Annotated in this window: 24 protein-coding genes; 15 read left to right on the top strand and 9 right to left on the bottom strand. The window is 65.5% G+C overall.

Going from position 1 to position 22,257, the window contains the following annotated elements:
* Positions 1–18: 18 nt before the first annotated feature.
* Positions 19–1,119, top strand: a complete 1,101-nt coding sequence (locus tag D6M19_RS09535) for a hypothetical protein (protein WP_206428488.1) — start codon at positions 19–21, stop codon at positions 1,117–1,119.
* A gap of 6 nt (positions 1,120–1,125) precedes the next feature.
* On the opposite strand, the gene D6M19_RS09530 is transcribed toward D6M19_RS09535, so the two are convergent.
* The gene (locus D6M19_RS09530) at positions 1,126–3,891 is read right to left on the bottom strand and encodes a helix-turn-helix transcriptional regulator (RefSeq protein WP_123024949.1); all 2,766 of its coding nucleotides are present in this window, start codon (positions 3,889–3,891) and stop codon (positions 1,126–1,128) included.
* 184 nt (positions 3,892–4,075) lie between these two features.
* On the opposite strand from D6M19_RS09530, the gene D6M19_RS09525 reads away from it, so the two are divergent.
* Both D6M19_RS09525 and D6M19_RS09520 read left to right on the top strand, forming a co-directional pair.
* A complete protein-coding gene (locus D6M19_RS09525) occupies positions 4,076–4,552 on the top strand; it encodes a GtrA family protein (protein WP_234834786.1) in 477 nt (158 codons plus the stop codon).
* A 112-nt stretch (positions 4,553–4,664) separates the two neighbouring features.
* On the top strand, positions 4,665–5,087 hold the full coding sequence (locus tag D6M19_RS09520; protein WP_123024947.1) for a hypothetical protein: 423 nt from the start codon (positions 4,665–4,667) through the stop codon (positions 5,085–5,087).
* Positions 5,088–5,091: 4 nt separating this feature from the next.
* On the opposite strand, the gene D6M19_RS09515 is transcribed toward D6M19_RS09520, so the two are convergent.
* On the bottom strand, positions 5,092–5,907 hold the full coding sequence (locus D6M19_RS09515; protein WP_123024946.1) for an acyl-CoA thioesterase domain-containing protein: 816 nt from the start codon (positions 5,905–5,907) through the stop codon (positions 5,092–5,094).
* Between the two features lie 259 nt (positions 5,908–6,166).
* Here D6M19_RS09515 and D6M19_RS09510 point away from each other — a divergent pair, with 259 nt between their 5' ends.
* The 5 genes from D6M19_RS09510 (at position 6,167) to D6M19_RS09490 (ending at position 10,516) form a co-directional block, all read left to right on the top strand.
* Positions 6,167–7,186 (top strand): TerC family protein, encoded by a 1,020-nt coding sequence (locus tag D6M19_RS09510; RefSeq protein WP_123024945.1) that lies wholly within the window; start codon positions 6,167–6,169, stop codon positions 7,184–7,186.
* 160 nt (positions 7,187–7,346) lie between these two features.
* Positions 7,347–7,778, top strand: coding sequence for a VOC family protein (locus tag D6M19_RS09505; protein WP_123024944.1), 432 nt, complete (start codon positions 7,347–7,349; stop codon positions 7,776–7,778).
* 43 nt (positions 7,779–7,821) lie between these two features.
* Positions 7,822–9,123 (top strand): MFS transporter, encoded by a 1,302-nt coding sequence (locus D6M19_RS09500; protein WP_164478407.1) that lies wholly within the window; start codon positions 7,822–7,824, stop codon positions 9,121–9,123.
* Positions 9,120–9,812, top strand: coding sequence for a YwaF family protein (locus D6M19_RS09495; RefSeq protein WP_123024942.1), 693 nt, complete (start codon positions 9,120–9,122; stop codon positions 9,810–9,812). Before D6M19_RS09500 ends, D6M19_RS09495 begins: the two co-directional genes overlap by 4 nt.
* Positions 9,813–9,856: 44 nt before the next feature.
* Positions 9,857–10,516 (top strand): enoyl-CoA hydratase-related protein, encoded by a 660-nt coding sequence (locus D6M19_RS09490; RefSeq protein ID WP_123025050.1) that lies wholly within the window; start codon positions 9,857–9,859, stop codon positions 10,514–10,516.
* Positions 10,517–10,538: 22 nt separating this feature from the next.
* Here D6M19_RS09490 and D6M19_RS09485 read toward each other — a convergent pair whose 3' ends face one another.
* Positions 10,539–12,701, bottom strand: coding sequence for an elongation factor G-like protein EF-G2 (locus D6M19_RS09485; protein ID WP_123024941.1), 2,163 nt, complete (start codon positions 12,699–12,701; stop codon positions 10,539–10,541).
* 235 nt (positions 12,702–12,936) lie between these two features.
* On the opposite strand from D6M19_RS09485, the gene D6M19_RS09480 reads away from it, so the two are divergent.
* Positions 12,937–13,638, top strand: coding sequence for a L,D-transpeptidase (locus D6M19_RS09480; protein WP_123024940.1), 702 nt, complete (start codon positions 12,937–12,939; stop codon positions 13,636–13,638).
* A 6-nt stretch (positions 13,639–13,644) separates the two neighbouring features.
* Here the strand turns inward: D6M19_RS09480 and D6M19_RS09475 are convergent, their stop codons facing one another.
* The 4 genes from D6M19_RS09475 to D6M19_RS09460 all read right to left on the bottom strand — a co-directional run bounded on the left by D6M19_RS09475 (position 13,645) and on the right by D6M19_RS09460 (position 15,969).
* Entirely contained in the window at positions 13,645–14,436 is a 792-nt protein-coding gene (locus tag D6M19_RS09475) for an MmyB family transcriptional regulator (RefSeq protein WP_234834785.1), read from the bottom strand.
* A 60-nt stretch (positions 14,437–14,496) separates the two neighbouring features.
* Positions 14,497–14,916 carry an acyl-CoA thioesterase gene (locus tag D6M19_RS09470; RefSeq protein ID WP_123025048.1) on the bottom strand — a complete coding sequence of 140 codons (420 nt, stop codon included), beginning with the start codon at positions 14,914–14,916 and terminating at the stop codon, positions 14,497–14,499.
* A 60-nt stretch (positions 14,917–14,976) separates the two neighbouring features.
* Entirely contained in the window at positions 14,977–15,276 is a 300-nt protein-coding gene (locus D6M19_RS09465) for a hypothetical protein (protein WP_123024939.1), read from the bottom strand.
* 285 nt (positions 15,277–15,561) lie between these two features.
* Positions 15,562–15,969 (bottom strand): TIGR03668 family PPOX class F420-dependent oxidoreductase, encoded by a 408-nt coding sequence (locus D6M19_RS09460; RefSeq protein WP_123024938.1) that lies wholly within the window; start codon positions 15,967–15,969, stop codon positions 15,562–15,564.
* Positions 15,970–16,056: 87 nt separating this feature from the next.
* On the opposite strand from D6M19_RS09460, the gene D6M19_RS09455 reads away from it, so the two are divergent.
* Positions 16,057–16,668, top strand: coding sequence for a TetR/AcrR family transcriptional regulator (locus D6M19_RS09455; protein ID WP_123024937.1), 612 nt, complete (start codon positions 16,057–16,059; stop codon positions 16,666–16,668).
* 89 nt (positions 16,669–16,757) lie between these two features.
* The gene (locus tag D6M19_RS09450; RefSeq protein ID WP_123024936.1) at positions 16,758–17,003 is read left to right on the top strand and encodes a hypothetical protein; all 246 of its coding nucleotides are present in this window, start codon (positions 16,758–16,760) and stop codon (positions 17,001–17,003) included.
* Between the two features lie 12 nt (positions 17,004–17,015).
* Here the strand turns inward: D6M19_RS09450 and D6M19_RS34195 are convergent, their stop codons facing one another.
* The gene (locus D6M19_RS34195) at positions 17,016–17,594 is read right to left on the bottom strand and encodes a hypothetical protein (RefSeq protein ID WP_164478405.1); all 579 of its coding nucleotides are present in this window, start codon (positions 17,592–17,594) and stop codon (positions 17,016–17,018) included.
* 192 nt (positions 17,595–17,786) lie between these two features.
* Here D6M19_RS34195 and D6M19_RS09440 point away from each other — a divergent pair, with 192 nt between their 5' ends.
* Genes D6M19_RS09440 through D6M19_RS09425 form a run of 4 tightly spaced genes read left to right on the top strand, consistent with a single transcriptional unit; the run spans position 17,787 to position 21,685 of the window.
* Positions 17,787–18,914: an ABC transporter substrate-binding protein gene (locus tag D6M19_RS09440; protein WP_123024935.1), complete on the top strand. Its 1,128-nt coding sequence runs from the start codon at positions 17,787–17,789 to the stop codon at positions 18,912–18,914.
* A 1-nt stretch (position 18,915) separates the two neighbouring features.
* Complete coding sequence (locus tag D6M19_RS09435) at positions 18,916–19,788, top strand: ABC transporter permease (RefSeq protein ID WP_234834784.1); 873 nt, start codon at positions 18,916–18,918, stop codon at positions 19,786–19,788.
* Positions 19,785–20,645, top strand: a complete 861-nt coding sequence (locus D6M19_RS09430) for an ABC transporter permease (RefSeq protein WP_234834783.1) — start codon at positions 19,785–19,787, stop codon at positions 20,643–20,645. The genes D6M19_RS09435 and D6M19_RS09430 overlap by 4 nt, the downstream gene beginning before the upstream one ends.
* Positions 20,642–21,685: an ABC transporter ATP-binding protein gene (locus D6M19_RS09425; RefSeq protein WP_123024934.1), complete on the top strand. Its 1,044-nt coding sequence runs from the start codon at positions 20,642–20,644 to the stop codon at positions 21,683–21,685. The genes D6M19_RS09430 and D6M19_RS09425 overlap by 4 nt, the downstream gene beginning before the upstream one ends.
* Here D6M19_RS09425 and D6M19_RS09420 read toward each other — a convergent pair whose 3' ends face one another.
* On the bottom strand, positions 21,686–22,255 hold the full coding sequence (locus D6M19_RS09420) for an orotate phosphoribosyltransferase (RefSeq protein ID WP_123024933.1): 570 nt from the start codon (positions 22,253–22,255) through the stop codon (positions 21,686–21,688).
* Positions 22,256–22,257: the final 2 nt, after the last annotated feature.

The raw sequence follows: 22,257 nt of genomic DNA, 5'->3' as shown, positions 1-22,257 counted from the left end.
AGAGGCGCTGAGCGCTGCATGAAATCGCACCTTAACTCCGCGCGACTCGTCGCCTTCGCCGTCATCTGTATCACCGCCACGGCGTGCGTGGCGTGCGGGTCCCACACAGTGTCGAGCCAAGGCCCGAGTTCGAGTGCACCCGAATCGCAGACCGGCAGTGCAAGCGCGGCCCCCGCGACGGTGGGCGTTGCGTCGGGATCCGATCAGCCATGGACGACCGACGTGTCGGGGGCCGCGAAGTCCGACCGCAGTGATGCGATTCTGGCGGCCCTCACCGACGCGGGCGGCTGGGGCAATGACAACGTCCTGCAGACCGACTTCTCGATCTCGATCTTCAACGCGGACAGCAGCACCCCGCGGATGGATGTGGTCGGTATCGAGGACTACTGCGGCGGCGGTCCGGACTGTGACAGCGTTCCGACGCAGATGCCGGTGCCGTCAGACGCCAATATCGAAGGCTCGCAGGACCTTTCCTGCGACATCTCAGGCAACACCGAGGGGCAGGGCGATTGCCACCTGCTGGTTGCCGATCGCGACGAGCAGAAGCTCTACGAGCTCTACCAGGCCAACCAGTCCGGTGACAGCATCACCACACAGTCGATGTTCATCTGGGACCTGAACAAGTCATACCCGGAAAACCTGCGCGGCGACCAGTGCACCAGTGCCGACGCCGCCGGCTTCCCGATCACCGCCATGACACCGACCGCCGACGAAGTCGCTTCCGGCGCAGTCAATCACGCGCTGCGGTTCATTCTTCCCAACGACCGGATGAAGGCCGACGTGTACGTGCACCCGGCGACCCACGCCGGCGGCCCGGAGAGCACTGAGCCGGACGCACCGCCCTACGGGGTTCGGTTCCGGCTGAAGCCCGACTTCGACGAATCCGGCTACTCCGATTCAGAGAAGGTGATCCTCACAGCGCTCAAGACGCACGGCATGCTGCTGGCCGATGGCGGCGAGATCGCACTCACCTTCGCCGACGACCGCAACAACAAGGCCAAGTGGGCCGACCTCGGCATCGATTCACAGTCGTTCAGTGACATCGGCGTCGATCAGTTCGAGGTCGTCGAGCTGGGCGAGGAGATTCCGCTCACCTACGACTGCGTGCGCAACCCCTGACCGGTGCTACTGGCCGGAATGACCCATGTGCCTTCCGAGTTCGGCGCGTGAGTGGATGTCCAGCTTGCGGTAGATCCTGGCCAGGTTGGACTCCACCGTCTTGGGGCTGATGAACAGTGCGGCGGCGACGTCGCGGTTGGTCATACCCGTGGCGGCGAGTTCGGCCACCCGCTGCTCGGACGGGCTGAGGTTGGACATCCGGCGGGTGCCGACGTCGGCGCGGGCGAGTTCGGCGCGGGCCCGGTCCGCCCACAGCCGGGTGTTGAGATCCTCGAATGTCTTCAGCGCCTCACGCAGAGTCGTTGCGGCTTGGTCCTTTTGGCGTTGCCTGCGCTGAAGCTGGCCGGCCAGCAGCTGGGTGCGTGCCCGTTCGAACGGCATGGGCAACCGTCCGTGCTCGGCGAGCGCCAGTTCGACGGCACGGTTTGCCGCATGGATGTCGCCCTGCGCCGCGAGCAGCATGGCCCGGCACCGTGCGCCGACTGCCTTCATCCACGCCCGGTCAAGCCGCTGCCCGTTGCGTTCGAGCGCCGCGATCAGCGGTTCGGCTTCGGCGAGCCTGCCCAGTTGGATCAGGGCCTCTGCGGCATCGGGGACATAGGACGCGTTGATGATCTCCGTTGAATCCGGCACCGCCTCGAGCATCCCCATCAGCGGTTTGAGCGTTTCGATCGCGGCCTCGTAGTTGCCGAGCGAGACATCGAGGAATCCGAGCATCGTCACCGGCCACTCACCGAGCCTGCGCGATCCGCAGCGCTCGCTTGCCGCCATCGCCTCGGCGACATCGCGACGGACCGACCCCTCGTCTCCCGCATACGCGGCCACGGCGGCACGCACTGTCAGCGCCACAGACAACGGCAGATCGCCGTTGAGTTGAAGCGCCCGCTCCACCGCGTCCTCGGCGATCAGCGTGGCCTCGGCCATGGATCCGCGCCAGAGTTGGATCAACACCGTGTGGAAATCGATGAACGAGAGCTCACCCTCCTCGCCGGTGTCGATGCAGCGGCGCCGGATCGCAAGCAACTCCATGTTGGCTCGGTCGAGCGCGCCGATCCAGGCCAGCACCAAGGCCCGCTGGACGCGTGGACTGAAGGCCGACGAGACGTCGGCGTCGCTGTCTTCGAGCTCGACCGCATGGTGCAGGCTGCGTTCGTCGACGCCTTCGCCGCGCATGAAGTGGAGCATCACCCGCATTCCCAGTGCCTGGCTGAGAGCATGTGGCTCACCGAGCTCAGCGGCTTTGGCGACTGCCTCTTCGATGCGCGCAACGGCGGATTCCATCCGCCCGGCGTTGACGGAGGCAAACGACAGTGACACCAGGATGGCCACGCGCTGGGCAAGCTCGTCGCCGACGTCGTCGAGTGCCGTTTCGAGTAGGTCGGCGGCTTCATCGAAGCTGTCGTTGAGCGACGCGACGAGGGCGAGCAGCGTCAACGCCTCCGCCCGCCTCGGACCGGGCTCGAGCCGTTCGATCGTGTCCTGCAGCAGCGTCCTTGCCTGCGCGGGCTCGCCGGCGTCGAAGTGGTGTGCGGCGGAAAGAATTCGACGTTCAGGAGTGCCGCCGCCCAGCCCGATGGCCAGATCGAGCAGTTCGGCCGCCGCAGCCGGTGCGCCTCGGCTTCGTGCCATGTCGGCGGCGTCGTCAAGGGCGAGCAGCGTCAGCTCGTCACCGTGCGTGGCGGCCATCGCCAGATGTCTGGCCTTCAGCTCGGGTTCGTCGACGATCTCCGCCAGTCGACGATGCATCGATCGACGCCGGGCAGGCGTCACGTCGTTATAGAAACCCCTGGCCAACAAGGGGTGTGCGAACTGCAGGCGATGACCGTCGATTCCGACGAGCCCTTTGCTCTCGATGTCCTCGAGTTGCGCAACCACATCCTCTGCGGGGATCCCGGTCGCCCGGGACACCAGCTCGACGGTCGGCGCGGCGTGACAGGCCATCGCCAGCAGCACGTCGCGGGCCGACTCGTCGAGGCTGCCGATCCGGGCGCGCACCAGCTCGGTGAGCGTCATCGGCATGGCCATGTCGGCGCTTCTGACGCCACCGTCCATCGCCCGAGCCAATTCGAGGGCGTAGAACGGGTTGCCTCCCGAAACCTCTTGTATCCGAACGATTGCCGGCCGCGATAGCGAGCGCCCGAGTCGCTGGGTGATGACGGCGTTCAAGCCACCAAGGCTCAGCGGCCGCATCTGCACCCGCTGCACGCCGTCTGGCTGCGGCAACTGCAGCCAGGATGCCGCACTGCCGTGTTCGTCTGGATCCGTTCGGACAGTGCCGAACACGCCGACCCGGGCCGACAGCCGTCGAGCGGCGAACGCGATCACGTTGCGGCTCGACGGGTCGAGCCATTGCAGGTCGTCGATCGCCATCAGCACGGGAGCCTTCTCCGCGAGCAGCTCGACCACCGATACGAAGCCGGCCCCCACCGCGCGCTGATCAGTGGACAGATCCTCGGCATCCGCGCGCAACAGGACCCGGTCGATCGCGAGCCGCTGCGGGGTGGGCAGGTCCGCCAGCACCGACGAGTCGACGCCCGACAGCAGATCAGCGAGGGAGGCGTACGCGAGCACCGACTCCGCCTCGGCGGGCCGGGCCGACAACACCAGGAACCCGCGTTCTTGCGCGAGATCGATGGCGGAGAGGCAGAGGGTGGTCTTGCCGATGCCCGGCTCCCCTTCGGCGACCAAGGCGGCAGGCCCCGATGCCGCGGCAGCGAGGAATGTCGTAACCGCTCGACCCTCTTCTGGTCGACTGACCACGCGGCTCGGCACCCGGCCAGTATCTCAACACTTTTGCTGTATGCGCATCAGACGCGCATATTTAGCACCGCTATCCAGATAACGAAGCCACCGAGCGATGTTGCCGAGCAGCAGGTTTCATACCCCGCTGATCCGCGTCGCCCGGAGTTGGCCCGCTGCTCACGCTTTGGATACCTGTCCATGGCACCGTAGCCATGTGCGGGTCGAATCGCTGCCGCCGAGCCGAGAAAGCCGAGCGGACCGCTTTCATCGGTTCTGCATCGCGGCCGTCGCGCGTTTACCCCTGCGGCTCAACGCCATTGTCGCCCCGACGTTTCTGGGATTCGCGGTGATCAACGGGTTCACGTTCGGTGTCGACCTGCTGCTGCTTTCGGTTCTGCATGCAGGGCTGGGCCTGCCGATACCGGTCGCCGTCACCGTGGCCTACGCGTGTGCGTTCACCCTGAGCTATGGCCTGAACCGCACCATGAACTTCGTGTCGCATGCGCCCGTCGGGCCCCAGTTCGCGGTCTACGTCGTCGTGGTCCTTGTGAACTATCTGGCGTTCATCCTCGGGGTGTCCAGCGCCTTGACGGCCGTCGGCATCGACTTCCGGCTGGCGCGAATCCTGGCAGGTTGCTGTGAGGCGGCCTTCATGTACAGCGCATTGCGCTGGGTGGTTTTCCGCCGTTAACAAACGCCTCAGCAATCGGCCAGCCAACTTTCAGCACTTGTCCCGCGGCAGGCCAGGCTACTGCCAGACCCGAAATTTACGGTTTGTCCAACCTATGAGGAGGTTGGACGCGATGAGGTTCAAGGCCGTTGCAGCTGGAGTACTCGCCATGGCGGCGTCGTCGACGATGGTGCTGACGCCCGGTATCGCCGCCGCAGACGACTACGCCGGACAGAAGTATTCCGATGTCCAGTCCAAGCTCGGCGATGCCGACCTGACCGGCGTGATCGCGACCCGCGTCGGCGACATCGCCAACGACGACGACTGCGTCGTGGAAAGTTCCCAGAAGGCGCCGTGGATCAAGGGCGACGACTTCGCCCCGGTCACCGACACGGTGCTGCTGAACTTGAACTGCAATTTGCCTGTGGCGACGTCGCAGCTGGCCGGAAACTCGGCGGCCAGCCCCGAGGGCCGGGCTGCGATCGCGGCCGCGGCGCAAAAGGCTCAGCAGGATCAGGAGCAGGCGGCCGCGGACCAGGCCAAGGCCAAGCACTAGGCGGTCAGCCAGGACTGCGCGAGGGAAACGGATCGGCGGCGAAGTCGATCTGCGCCGCCGGATTGGCGACCGCGGTCACCAGCGCCGAGCCAAATGCACCGATGCGGTCGAACATCGTCGCCGTACCGACCGAAATTCCGTCCGCCGCCCAGTGCGAGTCGGCCTGCACGCCCATCCACTCGTCGACCGGCAACCGGGCCAGCGCGACGGTGAGGTCGCCGTTGATGTAACCAACCCCGGCCGAGCCGAGGTTGGTGACCAGGCTGGCGCCTTCGGCCACCATCGCGCCGCGCACGAAGGGTGTGTTGTCGTGGCCCTCGACGACATCGATCATCCGGTTGATGAACCGCTTGCGCGCGGTGTGCTGGTGTTCGGCGATGCCCTTCGTCCAGCCGACACCGTCGCTGCCCATATAGGACATGCCGACTCCGCCCAGCTCCGGCGGCCAGGCGAAGTCGTTGGCCGACGCCCACTGCTCGCCCCGCGGCGCCTCCGAGCGGCGGTAGGCCACCATCGTTGCACGCACCACGGTGACACCGTCCTGCATGATCTCGCACTCGGAGTTGCGCACCCTGCGCCCATCCCTGACCAGCGTGACCTTCGTGGTCGTCGGTACTCCGCGCGCGGCCTTGAAAAGGTCCACGGTGAGCCGAGTCGGCATGAACTCCGGCGACCCGAACTCCGTCTCCAAGGCGCGGGCGGCAAGGCCGACCAGCGCGGGACCGTTGAGGTGATCGGGTCCCCAGTGGCTCTGCGCGTACTTGGTCGGCAGGTAGCGATCGTCGCCCGCCGGGGTGAAATGTGCTGGACGCGCCGTCATCGGGGCATCGTCGCACAGCCCCGAAGACGACCACGAGTGAGGATCGCAGCGAGGTACGAGCGAGGACCGGAGCGAGTGCGAGTCGAGGCAGACAGCACCGGGTGGGCATATCCCACAGGTATCTGACAGACTGAAGGCGAGGGGAGTATTCCTTAGCCGCGGAGTCGTCATCACGTCGCCTGTCATCAGACGACCGGCCCGCGGGCCGAGCGGTTGGCGGAAGAGACCTCGGCCGTTTTGGCGACCGGAGGCACCGTAGATGCAAGTAACCCAACTCGAGTGGATCATCACCCTGGCCGTGACGATCGCTGTCCTGCTGTTCGACGTCGTGGTCATCGGCCGACGGCCGCATGAACCATCGAAGCGCGAACTGGTGACAGCGCTTTCGGTCTACATTGGGCTCGCGATCGCGTTCGGCATCTGGGTGTACTTCTTCCACGGCAGCCAATTCGGCGTCGAGTTCTTCGCCGGCTGGCTCACCGAGTACAGCCTGTCCGTCGACAACCTGTTCATCTTCTTGATCATCATGGCCAGCTTCAACGTGCCCAAGAAGTATCAGCAGCAGGCGCTTCTGGTCGGCATCATCCTGGCGCTGATCTTCCGTGGCATCTTCATCGCGCTCGGCGCCGTCGCGATCAACCAGTTCTCCTGGGTGTTCTACATTTTCGGCGCGTTCTTGCTCTACACGGCGGTCACGCTGGCGCGCGACACCGAACACGACGACGACGCGGACAACTTCGTGGTGCGATTCGCCCGCAGCCACCTGCAGATGACCGACAAGTGGCACGGGCTGAAGCTCTGGATCAAGGAGAACGGCAAGCGGCTGATGACGCCGATGTTCCTCGTCATCGTCGCCCTTGGTACCACCGACCTGATCTTCGCGCTCGACTCCATCCCGGCGATCTACGGGCTGACCCAGGAGCCCTACCTGGTGTTCACCGCCAATGTGTTCGCCTTGATGGGCCTGCGCCAGCTCTACTTCCTGCTCGGCGATCTGCTCAAGAGGCTGGTCTACCTGTCTCAGGGGCTCGCGATCATTCTGGCTTTCATCGGCGTGAAGCTGATCCTGCACGCGCTGCACGAGAACGAGCTGCCGTTCATCAACGGCGGCGAGCACGTCCCGGTGCCGGAGATTCCGACGCTACTGTCCCTTGGCGTCATCATCGTGGTCCTCGTCATCACCACCGCCGCGAGCCTGTACAAGACCCGCGTCAAGGACAAGACGCGGGAACCGGCCGAGGACGAGGCGCAGGACAAGTCGGAGGACGTCGCGCAGTAATCACCTGGCGTAACGCAGAACGCGACTCATGTAGGGGCGGCCGTGACGCATTCCGACCGTGCTGTGCCGCAAAGGAACTCGGCGTGCAGCCGGGACGGCCACAATCACTCCCGCCACCCATACACTTCGGTGCAGGCGACCACGAGACGAAAGGCATACGTTGACGGCGACCATCGACGCCAGATTCGGCGGAGTCCATCATGTGTCGTTGACGGTCACCGACCTCGAGGCCAGCATCGCGTGGTATCAACGGGTGCTGCGCACCGAGCGGATGGGCGTCACGATCCCGCATTACGGGCGCGAGGAAACGGGTTACAGCGTTCTGCTCCTCGAGCCGCGGTCTGGTTTGATCTTCGGGCTGCACAGGAATGCAGGCAATCGCGGCGAACGGTTCGACGAGGCGCGCACCGGTCTGGATCATGTGTCGTTCGGAGTCGCTGGTCGCCAGGCACTCGAGGTCTGGACGGCGTGGCTGGATGCACTGGGGATCAGCCACACCGGCATCGTCGACGAAACCGAACCGATCACGTACTCGACGGTGGTGTTCCGCGACCCGGACAACATTCAGCTCGAGCTCATCGCGGTGGACTGAAAAGATCTTCATTAAGTCAGTCGATTGATTTAGCGTGGTCGGGGTGAGCGGTGCCTCTCCTCTACGTCGGGTCATCAGCGGTGCTTCGATCGGCAACGCCGTCGAGTGGTACGACTTCGCGATCTATGGCTTCCTTGCCACCTTCATCGCGGCGAACTTCTTCCCCGCCGGAAACGACACGGCGGCGCTGCTCAACACATTCGCGATCTTCGCCGCCGCGTTCGTGATGCGGCCACTCGGTGGGCTGGTCTTCGGTCCGCTCGGCGACCGGATCGGCCGACAGCGGGTGCTCGCGATCGTCATCCTGCTGATGGCAGGCTCGACGCTGGCGATGGGTCTGCTGCCGACATATGACGCCATCGGAGTCGGGGCCCCGCTGCTGCTGCTGTTTCTGCGTTGCCTGCAAGGCTTTTCCGCTGGCGGGGAGTACGGCGGCGGGGCGTGCTATCTCGCCGAGTTCGCATCCGATGCGCGACGGGGTCTGACGGTCACCTTCATCGCGTGGTCCGGTGTCGTCGGCTTCCTGCTGGGGTCGGTGACGGTGACGCTGCTGCAGACGCTGCTGGGCGATGCGGCCATGGACTCCTACGGTTGGCGCATCCCGTTCCTGATCGCCGGACCGTTGGGCCTCGTCGGCCTGTACATCCGGCTGAAGCTGACCGACACCCCGGCATTCGAGCAGTTGGCCGCCTCGGACGACGTCGCCGCATCACCGCTGCGTGAGGCGGTGAGGACCGCATGGCGGGCGATCCTTGCGGTGATCGGGATCATGATCATGTTCAATGTTGGCTACTACGTCGTCTTCACCTATCTGCCAACGTATTTCATCAAGACGCTGCACTTCTCCAAGACCACCGCCTTCGTCTCCATCACCGTGGCGTGCGTGGTGGCGATCGTGGCTATCCTGCCTCTTGCGGCGCTTTCGGACCGGATCGGCCGCAGGCCGCTGCTCATCGCGGGCACATTGGCTTTCGCGGTGCTGGCGTATCCACTGTTCCTGCTGCTGAACTCGGGTTCGGTCGCTGCGGCGATCACCGCGCACGCGTTGCTGGCCGCGATCGAATCGACCTACATCTCCGTCGCCGTTGCCACCGGTGTCGAGCTGTTCGCCACCAGGGTGCGATACAGCGGCTTCTCGATCGGCTACAACGTCTGCGTCGCGCTGTTCGGTGGCACCACCCCGTACATGGTCGCCTGGCTCACCGCTAGCACCGGCAACAACCTGGCACCTGCGTTCTATGTCATTGCCGCGGCGGTGGTTTCGCTGGTGACCGTGCTCACGCTGCGGGAGACCGCTCGCCGCCCGCTTCCTGGCACCGCGAGAGCTGAGGTGGCGGCCCGCTGACGCACCGCGAGTTCACGGCTTACGGCCCGTCGCACTGGGCCGTGCTCGCGGTGTTCGCGATCGGTGCGGTGCTGCTGGTCTGGATCGGACGCAGGCAGACCGAGGCTGCGGCCCGCACGCTCGGCCGGATCCTCGGGGCGCTGACCGGACTGATCTATGCGGCCGTGCTGATCTACTCGCTCATCCCGCCCTCGATAACGTGGTCGGTGCCGCTGCAGCTGACCGACCTCGCCACGGCCGCGGGTGCCTATGCGTTGTGGTCGCAACGGCATTGGGCCGTTACGCTGACCTATTACTGGGGGTTGACGCTCAGCGTGCAGGCGTTGATCTCACCTGTGCTGCGCGGGCCGGACTTCCCGAACTATCGATTCCTGGCCTTCTGGGCTATTCACCTGCTCGTGGTTTGGGCCGCGATCTACCTGACCTGGGGCCGGGGCTATCGACCGACGTGGCGCGACTACCGCTTCGCCATCTGCGTCACGCTGGCGTGGGCGGTGACCGCCTTGACGTTCAACAGCATTGCCGGCTCCAACTACGGATTCCTCAACAGGAAGCCGAGCACTCCGTCGCTGCTCGACCTGTTCGGGCCGTGGCCGTCATATGTATTCGTGGCGGCCGTGCTGATCCTGATCGTGTGGGCGCTGATTACGTGGCCGTGGCAACGGATTTCCAGGCGGATACCCTCGTGATGTGGTCTCCCGCCCCCTTAAGACCTACCGGAGTGAACGCAACGATGCCCATTGGACTCAGTTTTCAGGACACGATAGCCGTGCTGCATCTCGGCGACGACGAAAACCGGTTCTCGCCAGAGTTTCTCGATGAATTCGATGCCCAGCTCGACGATGCGACATCTCTTGGCGCGCACGCGCTGGTCACGGTGGCGACCGGGAAGTTCTACTCAAACGGTCTTGATCTCGACTGGCTTGCCGCCCACGGCGACCAGACCCAGTGGTACGTCGGGCGTGTACAGGCGCTACTGGCCCGCATGCTGACGCTGCCGATGCCCACGGCGGCAGCGATCGGCGGTCACAGCTTCGGTGCGGCCGCAATGCTGGCCCTGGCCCACGACTTTCGGGTGATGCGGGTCGACCGCGGCTATTTCTGCTTCCCGGAAGTCGATATCCGCATCCCGTTCACGCCAGGTATGGCGGCTTTGATTCAGGCGAAGTTGACGCCTCAGGCGGCCGTTGCCGCCATGACCACCGGCCGCCGATTCGGCGGGCCGCAGGCCGCCGCGATCGGGATTGTCGATGCGACCGCCGAGGAGGACGCCGTTACGGGCACGGCCCTCAACATTCTTGCGCCACTTGGCGCCAAGGACCCAGGCACGATCGGCGCGATCAAGAACACCATGTTCGCGACCGCGGCGGCCGCGCTGAAGGCCGTCTCCTAGGCTCCGCGCACCTAAGGAGCAATCATGCTCCGGCCTTCACCTTGGCGGCCGCTGACTCCGGCATGGGTTCGTAGCGGGCGAAGGTGCGGGTGAATGAGCCCGCGCCGTGCGAGAGCGAGCGCAGGTCGATGGCGTAGCGAGTCAACTCCGCCTGGGGCACTTCGGCTTTCACCTGTGTGCGGTCTTCGCCGACGTTCTCGGTGCCGAGAACCCTCGCGCGACGGCTGGACAGGTCGCCCATCACCGTGCCGACCAGGTCGTCGGGTATCAGCACCGACACCTCGTCGACCGGTTCGAGCAGAGTGACCCTCGCCGCACCCGCCGCCTCGCGGAGCGCGAGCCCGCCCGCCATCTGGAATGCGAAGTCGGACGAGTCGACGCTGTGTGCCTTGCCGTCGTAAAGCGTGACGCGGATGTCGACCATCGGATAACCCGCGCCGACGCCCTTCTCCATCTGTGCCCGCACGCCCTTTTCCACGCTCGGGATGAACTGCCGCGGCACTGAACCGCCGACCACCTTGTCGACGAACTCGAAGCCCGACCCTTCCGGCAACGGCTCCACCTCGATGTCGCAGACGGCGAACTGGCCGTGCCCGCCGGACTGTTTGACGTGTCTGCCGTGTCCCTTCGCCGAACCGCCGAAGGTCTCGCGCAGCGGCACGCGCAGGTCGATCTTGTCGACGCTGACCCCGAACCGGTTGGCCAACCCGTCCAGCACAACGCCTGCGTGCGCCTCGCCCATGCACCACAGCACGATCTGGTGGGTCTCGGGGTTCTGGTCGACGCGCAGTGTCGGGTCTTCGGCCGCCAATCGCTGCAGGCCGACGGACAGCTTGTCGTCGTCGGTCTTGGCGTGCGGCTGCACCGCGATCGGCAGCAGTGGCTCGGGCATGTCCCACGGTTTGAGCACGAGTGGTTCGGCCTTGTCGGACAACGTGTCGCCGGTTTCGGCTTTGGACAGCCGCCCGATCGCACAGATGTCGCCCGCCACCACCGTGCCCGCCGGTCGCTGCTGCTTGCCGAGCGGGAATGACAGCGTGCCGATCCGTTCGTCCTCGTCGTGGTCCTCGTGGCCGACCGAACTCCCGTTGGTTGCCGAGGAACCGAAGAAGGACGAAAAATGGCCCGACACGTGAACCGTCGCGTCGGGCCTTATGGTGCCGGAGAAGACCCGGACCAGGCTGACCCTGCCGACATATGGGTCCGACGTCGTCTTGACCACCTCGGCGAGAAGCGGTCCCTGTGGATCGCAGCGCAGGCCGGCGTGGTCCTTGCCCTGCGGGGTGAACACGTCGGGTAGCGGGTGCTCGAGAGGAGACGGGAACCCGCTCGTGGCGATCTCGAGCAGTTCGAGCGTTCCGACTCCGGTGCTGCTGCACACGGGAATCACCGGGAAGAAGGAGCCGCGGGCGACCGCCTTCTCCAGATCCTCGATCAGCACTTTCTCGTCGATCTCTTCACCGCCGAGGTAACGCTCCATCAGCGTCTCGTCCTCGGACTCCTCGATGATCCCCTCGATCAGCGTGCCGCGCTGTTCGGAGAGCCGGTCGGCGTAGGACGAGTCGGGCTCTTTGGTGGTCCGCTTGCCGCCGCTGTACTCGTAGTGCGTCTGAGACAGCAAGCCGATCAGGCCCGTGCACGGGGAGTTGGCGGGCAGGTACAGCGGAAGCACCTTGTCGCCGAACGCCGTCTGCGCAGCGAGCAGCGCGTTGTCGTAGTTCGCCCTGGCGTGGTCGAGCTTGGTGACGACGACGGCGCGTGGCATCCCGACCTGCTGGCACTCCAACCACAGCGACTTGGTGAGTTCGTCGACACCTTCGTTGGCGGCGATCACGAACAGCGCGCAGTCCGCGGCCCTCAAGCCGGCCCGAAGTTCGCCGACGAAGTCGGCGTAGCCGGGGGTGTCGATCAGGTTCACCTTGACGCCGTTGTGCGAAAGCGGCGCAAGAGCCAACCCCACCGATCGCTGCTGGGCGATCTCGGCTTCGTCAAAATCGCACACGGTCGAGCCGTCCACGACGGATCCGGATCGCGACAGCACCCCGGTGGCGGTCAACAGCGCCTCGACGAGTGTGGTCTTGCCGCCACCCGATGGGCCTATGAGCACCACATTTCGGATGGCGGCCGGACTGTCCGCGGTTGGGGCGGCTCCGGCGCCCGCAGAAGTATTCGCCTTGTCCGCCATGACGGCCCCTTCCGGCCCGGGTCGCTTCGTCGGGCCCGGGTGTCAATCCAACAATTCCGCTTATCCCGACGGTGTGCAAGACCCGTTCCGACGTGGAGTTACGGCTTGTCGGCGGCCCCGCACAGTTTGGGTCACTAGAATGGACTTTGCTGGTCGGGAAGTCAGTGAAGGGATAGAAGCGTTGCGCAGAGCTGTTCGGTACGTACTCGTCGTGGTTGGGGCTACGGCTGTCGCCATGGTGGGTCCGGCCCCCGCAGGCTTGGCCGCGGTGCCGGGACCCAGGTCGGACCTCGCCGTCACCGCCATCACGCCTGCGTCAGGAGACGTGGTCGGTGTCGCCGCACCGGTGGAGGTGACCTTCGCCGAGCCGGTCACCAACCTCGCTCGCGCCGAGCAGTCGATCCACATCGCCTCGGACAAGACGCCGACCGGGCAGTTCACCTGGCTGAGCAATCAAGTCGTGCAATGGGTTCCGGATCAGTTCTGGCCCGCCCACTCGCCGATCTCGGTGACTGCGGGCGGCTTCAGTACGAGCTTCGAGACCGGGTCGGCCGTCGTCGGTGTCGCTGATATCGATGCCCACACCTTCACCGTGAGCATCGATGACCAGGTGATCCGGCAGATGCCCGCGTCGATGGGTAAGTCCAAGTTCCCGACGCCGGTCGGCAAGTTCACCGCGCTGGAGAAGCAGCAGGTGGTGGTCATGGATTCCCGCACCATCGGCATCCCGCTGAGCGACCCGGAGGGCTACAAGCTCACCGTCAACGACGCCGTTCGGGTCACCTGGGGCGGCGTCTATGTGCACGGCGCGCCGTGGTCGGTCGGTTCTCAGGGCAACTCGAATGTCAGCCACGGCTGCATCAACCTCAGCCCTGACAATGCCGACTGGTACTACAACACCGTCCGGATCGGTGACCCGATCATCGTCCAGGCGTAGCCTGCGCTAGCCCGAAAGTTCTTGCAGCCGTTGCCGGGTGGCGTCGTCGGCCGGGAAGAATGACTCGACGGTCAGCTCAGAGAGGGTGACGTCGTGCGGGCTGCCGAAGCTCGTCAGGGTGCTGTGCAGCCGGAGGTCACCTGCGGGGTGGGTCAGCTGCAACGTCAGCAACAAGTCTGATGTTGCCGGCTCACCGAAGTCGTCGAGTGCGTCGGCGACACCCGGATAGCTGCGGATCTCGGTGAGAAGCTCCGCAAGCCGCGGGTCACCGGTGAGCCGCGCCAGCCGGGCCAGCCGGTGGCCGAGATGGGCGGTCCACTCGGCCCTGTTGCGGATACGCGAAGCCATTCCTTTCGGGTGCAGGCTGAGCCGGTAGGCGTTGATCGGGGGGGTCAGCAGTTCGGCGTCGGCGCCCTCCAGCAGCGGACCCACCGCGCGGTTGGTCAGCACGACGTCGCCCCACCGATCGAGTACCACCGCGGGGTAGGGCTCATGGCCTGCCAGCAGACGCTCGAGCGCGTCGCGCGCCTCCTGACTCTCCGCACCGTTGAGATCCGACTCGGCGTAGGTCGGCGCGTATCCCGCTGCGAGCATCAGCGCATTGCGTTCACGCAGGGGCACGTCGAGCTGTTCGGCGAGCGCGAGAAGCAGCCCACGGCTAGGCCGGGACCGTCCGGTTTCGACGAAGCTGAGGTGGCGGGCGGAGATACCGGTGTCCAGTGCGAGGTCCAACTGGCTGCGCCTGCGCCGCTGGCGCCATTGCCGCAGCAGCTCACCGCCGCCCACGCCGTTATGCACAATTGCGACGTTAGACCCGCACCGTCGACGCGACCACTACCTGACAGGTAATCGAGGCGCCTACGTCGACAGCACCTTGCGGAGCGCATCGGGTATCTGTCGCTTGGTCCAGTCCTCTGTGGACACGACGACGTAGACGTTGCGCCCATGCACCGCGAGCGACTCCTCGGACCCGTCGCGCCTGCGAAGGACGGAGAAGGCGAGCGTGAAACTCGTCGTGCCCACCCGTTCGCACACCACCGCTACGCGCACGCTGTCGCGCCACCGAACCGGTGCGGCGTAGTCGATTTCGGTGTGCACCACCTGCATATCGAGGTCGGCCGACATCAGGTCCGGATAGCTCGCGCCGAGGTGGTCGAAGAATCCGGTGACTGCCTCGTCGAACCAGGTGAGGTAGTGGCCGTTGAACACCACGGCCTGCTGGTCTATCTCCGCGTAGCGCGGCACGATCGGCAGCGAGTACTCCGTCACGCGGTACATGATGGGCCCACGCAGAAGGGGCACCCCCGATGGGGTGCCCCTTGAATGCTTACGAGCCGATTACTTGACGTCGACGTAGACGGTCTTGCTGGTGACCGTGGTGGCCAGGCTATCGCCCGGATTTCCCGAGTCAGTCCGCGAGAACGTCTGACCGGGTCGCACGGCGACGACGGTCGCCTGCTCGAGTGGCGTTCCGCCGACGCGGTTCACGATGACGTTGTAACCATCGGCCTTGAGGTCGTTGATGGTGTCCTGGGCGTTGCCAGGGCCGGTCGGTGCGGCGATGGCGGGCGCGGCCAGTCCCAGGGTCGCCGCGGTCAGTCCGCCTGCGACGATGGTGGCTAATCCGATCTTCTTCATCTTTGGTGCCTTCTTCTCTTCTGTTGTATGCGGTTCGACCCATGGACCTGGCCGCGATTGGCGCCGGGCTACAAAGCTTTTCAATCCGGCTGAACGAATAAACCGACAGGTCAGCCCATTAATTCCGATGGCAGTAATTGACTGCCGGTTGGCAGGATCGCCAGTGGTTCGCCGGTACCAAAACCGACGGGAAGATGGCCAGAAAGCTCGCTCGCTAAACGCCGGACAGCAAAGATCTATTCCCGACCGGTCGACATCGACGCCGGCAAAAATGCACTGCGGTGGTCAGGCCTGCCACCCTGACCAGCGCGACACGGTGACGGCGATTACCGGCCCGTCGAGCGCTATGCGTTCATATTGGACGTACTTGCGCCGCAGCTCGAAATAGCCGGTGGCCATTTGCTCGCCGCTGTAATGGATTTCGGCGGTCCCATCGGCACGCACCCACCACAGCTGCGACCAGTCTTCGTCGTAGTGGTCGACGAGGAGGCTGACCGTGGGGTTGGCTTCGATGTTGGCCAACCTGCGCAGCCTCTGCGTGGACTTTCGCTTGGCGTCCACCGCGGTATAGATGACGTCATGGCTGACCGCGAACACCACCGGGACAAGGTGGGGGACGCTGTCGGCATCCGCCGTCGCAAGCTGCGCGACGGGCGAAGAGGCGAACCTCTCTCTCGCGTCGAACTCAGCCATGGCGCCCTTCTCGAGTTGCGGTACCGCCGGAATAGTCAATAGTAAAGATTGTGAACGTCTCGTTCATTATCGAGGAAGGCTCGGCGAATGACGGGTAGTCGCGTTTTCGAGGCGCGGCCGCGCCCCCGGCCTGGGCGCCCCCGCAGCGAGGAGTCCAGGACCGCGGTGTTGCGTGCCACCTCGGAGCTGCTGCGCGAGGTCGGCCTGCGGGCGATGACCACCGAGGAGATCGCCAATCGCAGCGGCGCGAGCAAGGCGACGATCTACAAGTGGTGGCCCAATAAATACGCGGTGGCCATCGACGCGTTCCTGTCCGAGATGATGGCGGAGTCGCGCGATCCAGACACCGGTTCGGCTCGTGACGATCTGACCGCGGTCATGCGCGGGCTGATGCGCTTCTATACCGGGCCAAGCGGCCGCGTATTCGCGCAGCTCGTCGGCGAGGCTCAGGCCGATCCGTCGGTCCAGCAGGAGCTCCGCACGAATTTGGTCGACTCACGCCGCGAATTGTTTCGGACGATCTGGGACCGCGGTGTCGAGCGGGGCGAGCTGCGCCCCGACGTGGATCCGGATGCGGCGCTCGACCTGGTGATCGGGCCTGCGCTGTATCGCCTGATGATCGGCCACGCACCCTTGAGTGACGAGGCGGCCGACCTGATCGTCGACGCCGCCATCCGCGGCCTCGCCCTCAGTGACTGACGTCACCCCCCGTCGACGGCATGGGTGAGGCACAATCATCGTTGAAACTGAACGTACAGTTTCGAAAATGCTATTGACAGGGGTTCACAATGAAGCTGCTTCACATCTCCGCACTGGTCGCCGCGGGCGCCGCATCGGCCGCCATTGGGCTCGCATCGCCGGCAGCTGCCGCACAAACGGGACAGACCTGCACCTACGTGGGTGCACAGACCACCCAGTGTCAGTCCCCCGGCAATGTCCAGATCAACAGCGACCAGCCGGTCACGTATCCGTACCAGTTCCCGTACCTCTACGGCAACGCCCTGCTGTTCCATCACGGCGGACACCACCGCTGATCCGCAGGCGGCCTACCTGGGTCCCCGCTGCTGCGGCGCAACGCTTATCGGCAGCCTGGTTGCCGGCGTGCGCGTCACCCCGATCTCGGGCTGCTTCGTGGGCCTCGGCCGCACCGTCGGCCTGACCACCGCCGGCGCCTCGTTCATCGTGGACGCCGGCGGTGGCGGCGGCGGCGGCGCTGGTGGTGGCGGCGGGGGCTGTTTACTCGTCGCCGTTGCCAGCGGCGTGGTTGTCGGTGGTGTGCTCTCCGACGGCGCCCGCTCCTCGGGCGCGGGGGAGCCCCGCAACACCAGCAGAACCACCGACACCACGATCGCGGCCAGTGCCACCGCGCTCGCGATCATCAAGCTGCGCGCCTGGGAGGACCGGTGCCACGTCGTCGTCGACACCGGGGTGAAGTCCTCGTCCCACGTGTTCTCGTCGAACGCGTCGAACCCGTCGTTGGCCTTCGGGTCCGCGTCGGCCAACAGGTAATCGAGGTCGGCCTCGGACGCGCGGGAATTTCCCTCGTCAACGACGTCGACGCCGTCGCTCCCGTCGGTTTCTTCCCGCAGGTAGTCGAAGTCGCCCGAGGCCCCCTTCTCCGCCACCATCTGATGCTAGCGCCACTACCAGGGGAAACGCTCGTCCACCGTCGATAAAGATCGACTCGCCGCAACCGCATGCCAAGGACGCGCAGCCACGATAGGGTTCCAACGCCGCGGTGAACCATTCATCGCGACGACCCGGCGTCGTCATCGCCGCGCCACCACTGGTCTGCCTGCCCGTCGGAAGGTTCGCCCATGAAGAAAACACGCCTACTCGGCATCACCGCCGCCGCCCTCCTCGTCGCCGGAATCGCGGCCTGTGCTCCGCCCGAGAAGAAAAGCGATGGCGAACAGACCGAGTCGGGCGTGAAGGCCTCGGAGGCGACTTCCGCCGAGGACTTCGGTGGCATGGATGCACTCGTCGAGGCGGCAAAGAACGAGGGCCAGCTCAATGTGATCGCCCTGCCGCCGGACTGGGCCAACTACGGAGCGATCATCAAGGCGTTCTCCGACAAGTACGGCATCAAGGTGAACTCCGCACAGCCCGATGCGGCCAGCCAGGACGAGATCAATGCCGCGACCCAACAGAAGGGCAAGAGCACCGCGCCCGACGTCTTCGACCTCGGGCAGTCCGTCGCGCTTGCCAACACCGCGATGTTCGCGCCGTACAAGGTCGCGACGTTCGATGACATCCCTGCGGCGTACAAGGACGCCGACGGCACGTGGGTCAACGACTACGGCGGCTATATGTCGATCGGCTTCGACTCCGCCAAGGTGCCGCCAGTTGCCGACGTCAACGATCTGCTCAAGGGTGAGTACAACGGCAAGGTGGCGCTCAACGGCGACCCGACCCAGGCCGGCGCGGCGTTCTCCGGCGTCCTGATGGTCGCGCTGTCCCAAGGCGGCTCGGTCGACGACATCGCGCCCGGCGTCGAGTTCTTCCGAAAGCTGAAGGCCGCGGGCAACTTCCTGCCCGTCGACCCGACGCCCGCGACCATCGAGTCCGGCCAGACACCGGTCGTCATCGACTGGAACTACCTCAACGCTGCCGAAACCGCCAAGCTGCCCACCTGGCAGGTCTTCGTGCCGTCGAACGCGGTGGTGGCCGGCTACTACTACCAGGCGATCAACAAAGACGCGCCGCACCCGGCCGCCGCGCGGCTGTGGCAGGAGTTCCTCTACAGCGACGCGGGGCAGAATCTCTACGCCGCCGGTGGGGTGCGTCCGGTGCGGGCCGACAAGATGATGCAGACAGGTTCCATCGACAAGGGCGCGGTCGACAAGATCCCGGTGATCGACGGGCCCGTCACGGTACCGACGCCCGACCAGACCGAGAAGGCGACCAAGTACCTCGCGGACAACTGGGCCAAGGCCATCGGCTGACGTGTCACAAGGGATCCCGCGCACGCGAGGAGCGAAACGGGTAAGAGAGTCGCTGCCGCTGCTGCCGTTCTTCGCGCTGCTCACGATCTTCCTTATCGTCCCGACCGCGACGGTGATCGTCAGCGCGTTCTTCGTCGACGGCGCCTTTTCCTTTGCCCGCATCGCGGCATTGTTCTCCGACACCGCGCTGTCGGCGCTGTGGAAGAGCGTGCTGCTTTCGGCGAGCACGGCGATCATCGGCGCGGTGCTCGGCGCGGTGCTGGCCTGGCTGATCGTGAGCAGCCCGCCCACCTCGGTGCTCCGTAGAGCTGTCATCTCGCTGTGCAGCGTGCTGGCCCAGTTCGGCGGCGTCGCACTGGCTTTCGCGTTTCTCGCGACAATCGGGCTGAACGGAGTGCTTACGCTCTGGGTCCAGGAACACTTCGGCTGGAATCTTGCGGGCTCGGGCTGGCTGTACAGCCTGACGGGTTTGATCCTGGTCTACACGTACTTCCAGATCCCGCTGATGGTGATCGTGTTCGTGCCCGCACTGGAGGGACTTCGTGAGCAATGGCGTGAGGCCGCCGTAAGCCTCGGCGCGTCGACGTTTCAGTACTGGCGTCAGGTGGCGGTGCCACTGCTGACTCCGGCATTCCTCGGTTCGTTTCTGCTGCTGTTCGCCAACGCCTTTGCCGCCTACGCCACCGCCGCGGCACTGGTCAGTCAGGGCAGCCCGATTCTGCCGCTGCTGATCCGCGCGGCGTTGACGAGCGAGGTGGTGCTTGGCCAGTCCGGGTTCGCTTATGCGCTGGCGTTGGAGATGATCGTCATCGTTGCGGTGGTGATGATCGCCTACAACGCGCTCGTGCGACGTACCGCGAGGTGGCTGCAATGAGAAGAACTACATTGGGCGGCAAGATCTTTCGCGGTGTACTGTTCATCGCGTTCGGGTTGTTCTTCCTGTTTCCGCTGTATGCGATGGCAGACTTCTCCACCCGCAACCTGATCGCCGGTGGTCGCACCATGGCCGCGTGGAAGAACTTGGTCGCCGACGACGCGCTGTATTCGGCCATCGTGATCTCGTTGCTTCTCGCCGTTTTCACCGTGCTGCTGATGCTGGTGATTCTGGTGCCGACAATGATCTGGGTCCGGCTGCGGGCGCCGTGGGCCAAGGGCATCGTCGAATTCCTCTGCCTGCTGCCGCTGACGATCCCGGCCCTTGTCATCGTGGTCGGGTTGCGCAACGTCTACCTGTGGGTGACCTACTTCCTCGGCGAGTCGGCGCTGACGCTGACATTCGTGTACGTGGTGCTTGTGCTGCCGTTCGCGTATCGCGCGATCGACGCCGCGCTGTCGGCCATCGACCTGAAAACCCTTTCGGAGGCGGCGCGCTCGCTGGGTGCTGGCTGGCTCACCACGATCGCTCGCGTCGTGGTGCCCAACATCTGGTCCGGAATCCTGTCGGCGGCGTTCATCTCGATCGCAGTCGTGCTGGGGGAGTACACGATCGCCTCCCTTTCCGGATTTCAGACGCTGCAGGTTCAGATCGTGCAGATCGGCAAGACCGACGGCCCGACGTCGGTGGCCGCATCGCTGGCGGTGCTGGTGTTCGGCTTCGTGCTGCTGCTCATTCTCGCGCTGATAACCCGTGGCCGACGCCGTACCGCGGCGGATCCGGCCGTCGCCGCCCCGACGCCCGCCGGATCTTCTTCGCTCCTCACGCCCGCGACCAAACCTGGAGTTCCGACATGACGAATGGTGTTTCCGTTGAGCTCAACGACCTGACCCGGGTCTACGGGTCGGTCAAGGCACTCGACGGGCTTACCCTGCATATCGAGCCCGGCGAGTTGGTCGCGCTGCTCGGCCCGTCCGGATGCGGAAAGACAACGGCGCTGCGCATTCTTGCCGGATTGGACGAGGCGACATCGGGAAGCGTGTCGGTGGACGGTCGCGACCTGACCAATGTGCCCGCGAACAAGCGTGACATGGGCATGGTGTTCCAGGCCTACAGCCTGTTCCCGCATCTGACCGTCGTCGACAACGTTGCATTCGGGCTCAAGATGCGCGGAAAAGACAAGGGGCAGAGGGTGTCCCGCGCCGACGAGATGCTCGAGCTGGTCGGGCTGACGGCACACCGGAACAAGTACGCCAGCGAGCTGTCCGGTGGCCAGCAGCAGCGGGTCGCGCTTGCGCGGGCGTTGGCGATTCGGCCGCGGGTGCTGCTGCTCGACGAGCCGTTGTCGGCGCTCGACGCCAAGGTGCGGGTGCAATTGCGCGACGAGATCCGCCGGGTCCAGCTGGAAGTCGGAACGACAACGCTTTTCGTCACCCACGACCAGGAGGAGGCGCTCGCCGTCGCGGACCGGGTCGGGGTGATGAGCCAGGGCAAGCTCGAACAGCTCGCCGCGCCCGCCGAGCTCTATGCCAACCCGGCGACTCCGTTCGTCGCGGAATTCGTCGGCCTGAACAACAAGGTGCGCGCAGAGGTTTCGGACGGACAGGTCAAGCTGCTCGGCGCATCCGTTCCCGCGTTGCCGGGTTCGGTGACCGCCGGTGCCGGGCTGGCGATGGTGCGACCGGAGTCGGTGACGGTCAGCGCGGACCCGGCGGGGACCGCGTCGGTGACGTCGGTCGCGTTTCTCGGACCGATCTCCCGGGTGTACTGCACGCTGGCCGACGGAACGGTCGTCAGCGCACAGATGGCCAGCTCTGCGGCGCGGGTGTTCGGGCCGGGTGAGCGCGTGACGGTCGGCGTCGAACCGACGGGCGTGCTCGTCGTCGCGGCGGCGTAGTCAGACCGGCTTGATCGGTTCGATGCCGAGGTCTCGATAGGTGACCAGGGCGACGAACGGCACGTCGCGATCCGCGAACAGCTTGGCGGCCACGTCGCCGCGGTCGACCATCGGGATCACGCCGGTGACAACGACGCCGAGCGGGGCGATCCGGTCCAGCGCCAGTGCCGTCGAGCCACCGGTGCTGATGACGTCGTCGACAAGGAGCACGCGGGTGCCCTCCTGCAGCCGGGTGCCTTCGACCCATTGCTCGCGGCCGCGCTGCTTCTGTTCCTTGCGAACGGAAAACCAGGCCTTGCCGGTGACCATCGCGACGCCGTGCGCCAACGGGTCGGCACCCATGGTGAGCCCGCCAACCGCGTCGAACTCGATGTCGTTGGCGGCCGCCAGCTCAGCGACCGCGCGGCTGACGATGGCCAACCGCTCGCCGGTGTCGACCGCGTACTTGCCGTCGATGTAATCGTGGCTGAGCTGGCCACTCGCCAACTTGAACGGTTCGTCGCGGCGCTCGTGGCCTCGGGAGCGGATCAGCTCGAAAGCGGCTTGCCAAAGCTCGGAGCGTTCGGTCACGA

The organism is Mycolicibacterium stellerae (assembly GCF_003719305.1).
Classification (GTDB): domain Bacteria; phylum Actinomycetota; class Actinomycetes; order Mycobacteriales; family Mycobacteriaceae; genus Mycobacterium; species Mycobacterium stellerae.
Note: the sequence above shows the minus strand (reverse complement) of the source record. Positions and strands in the feature narration are given on the sequence as shown.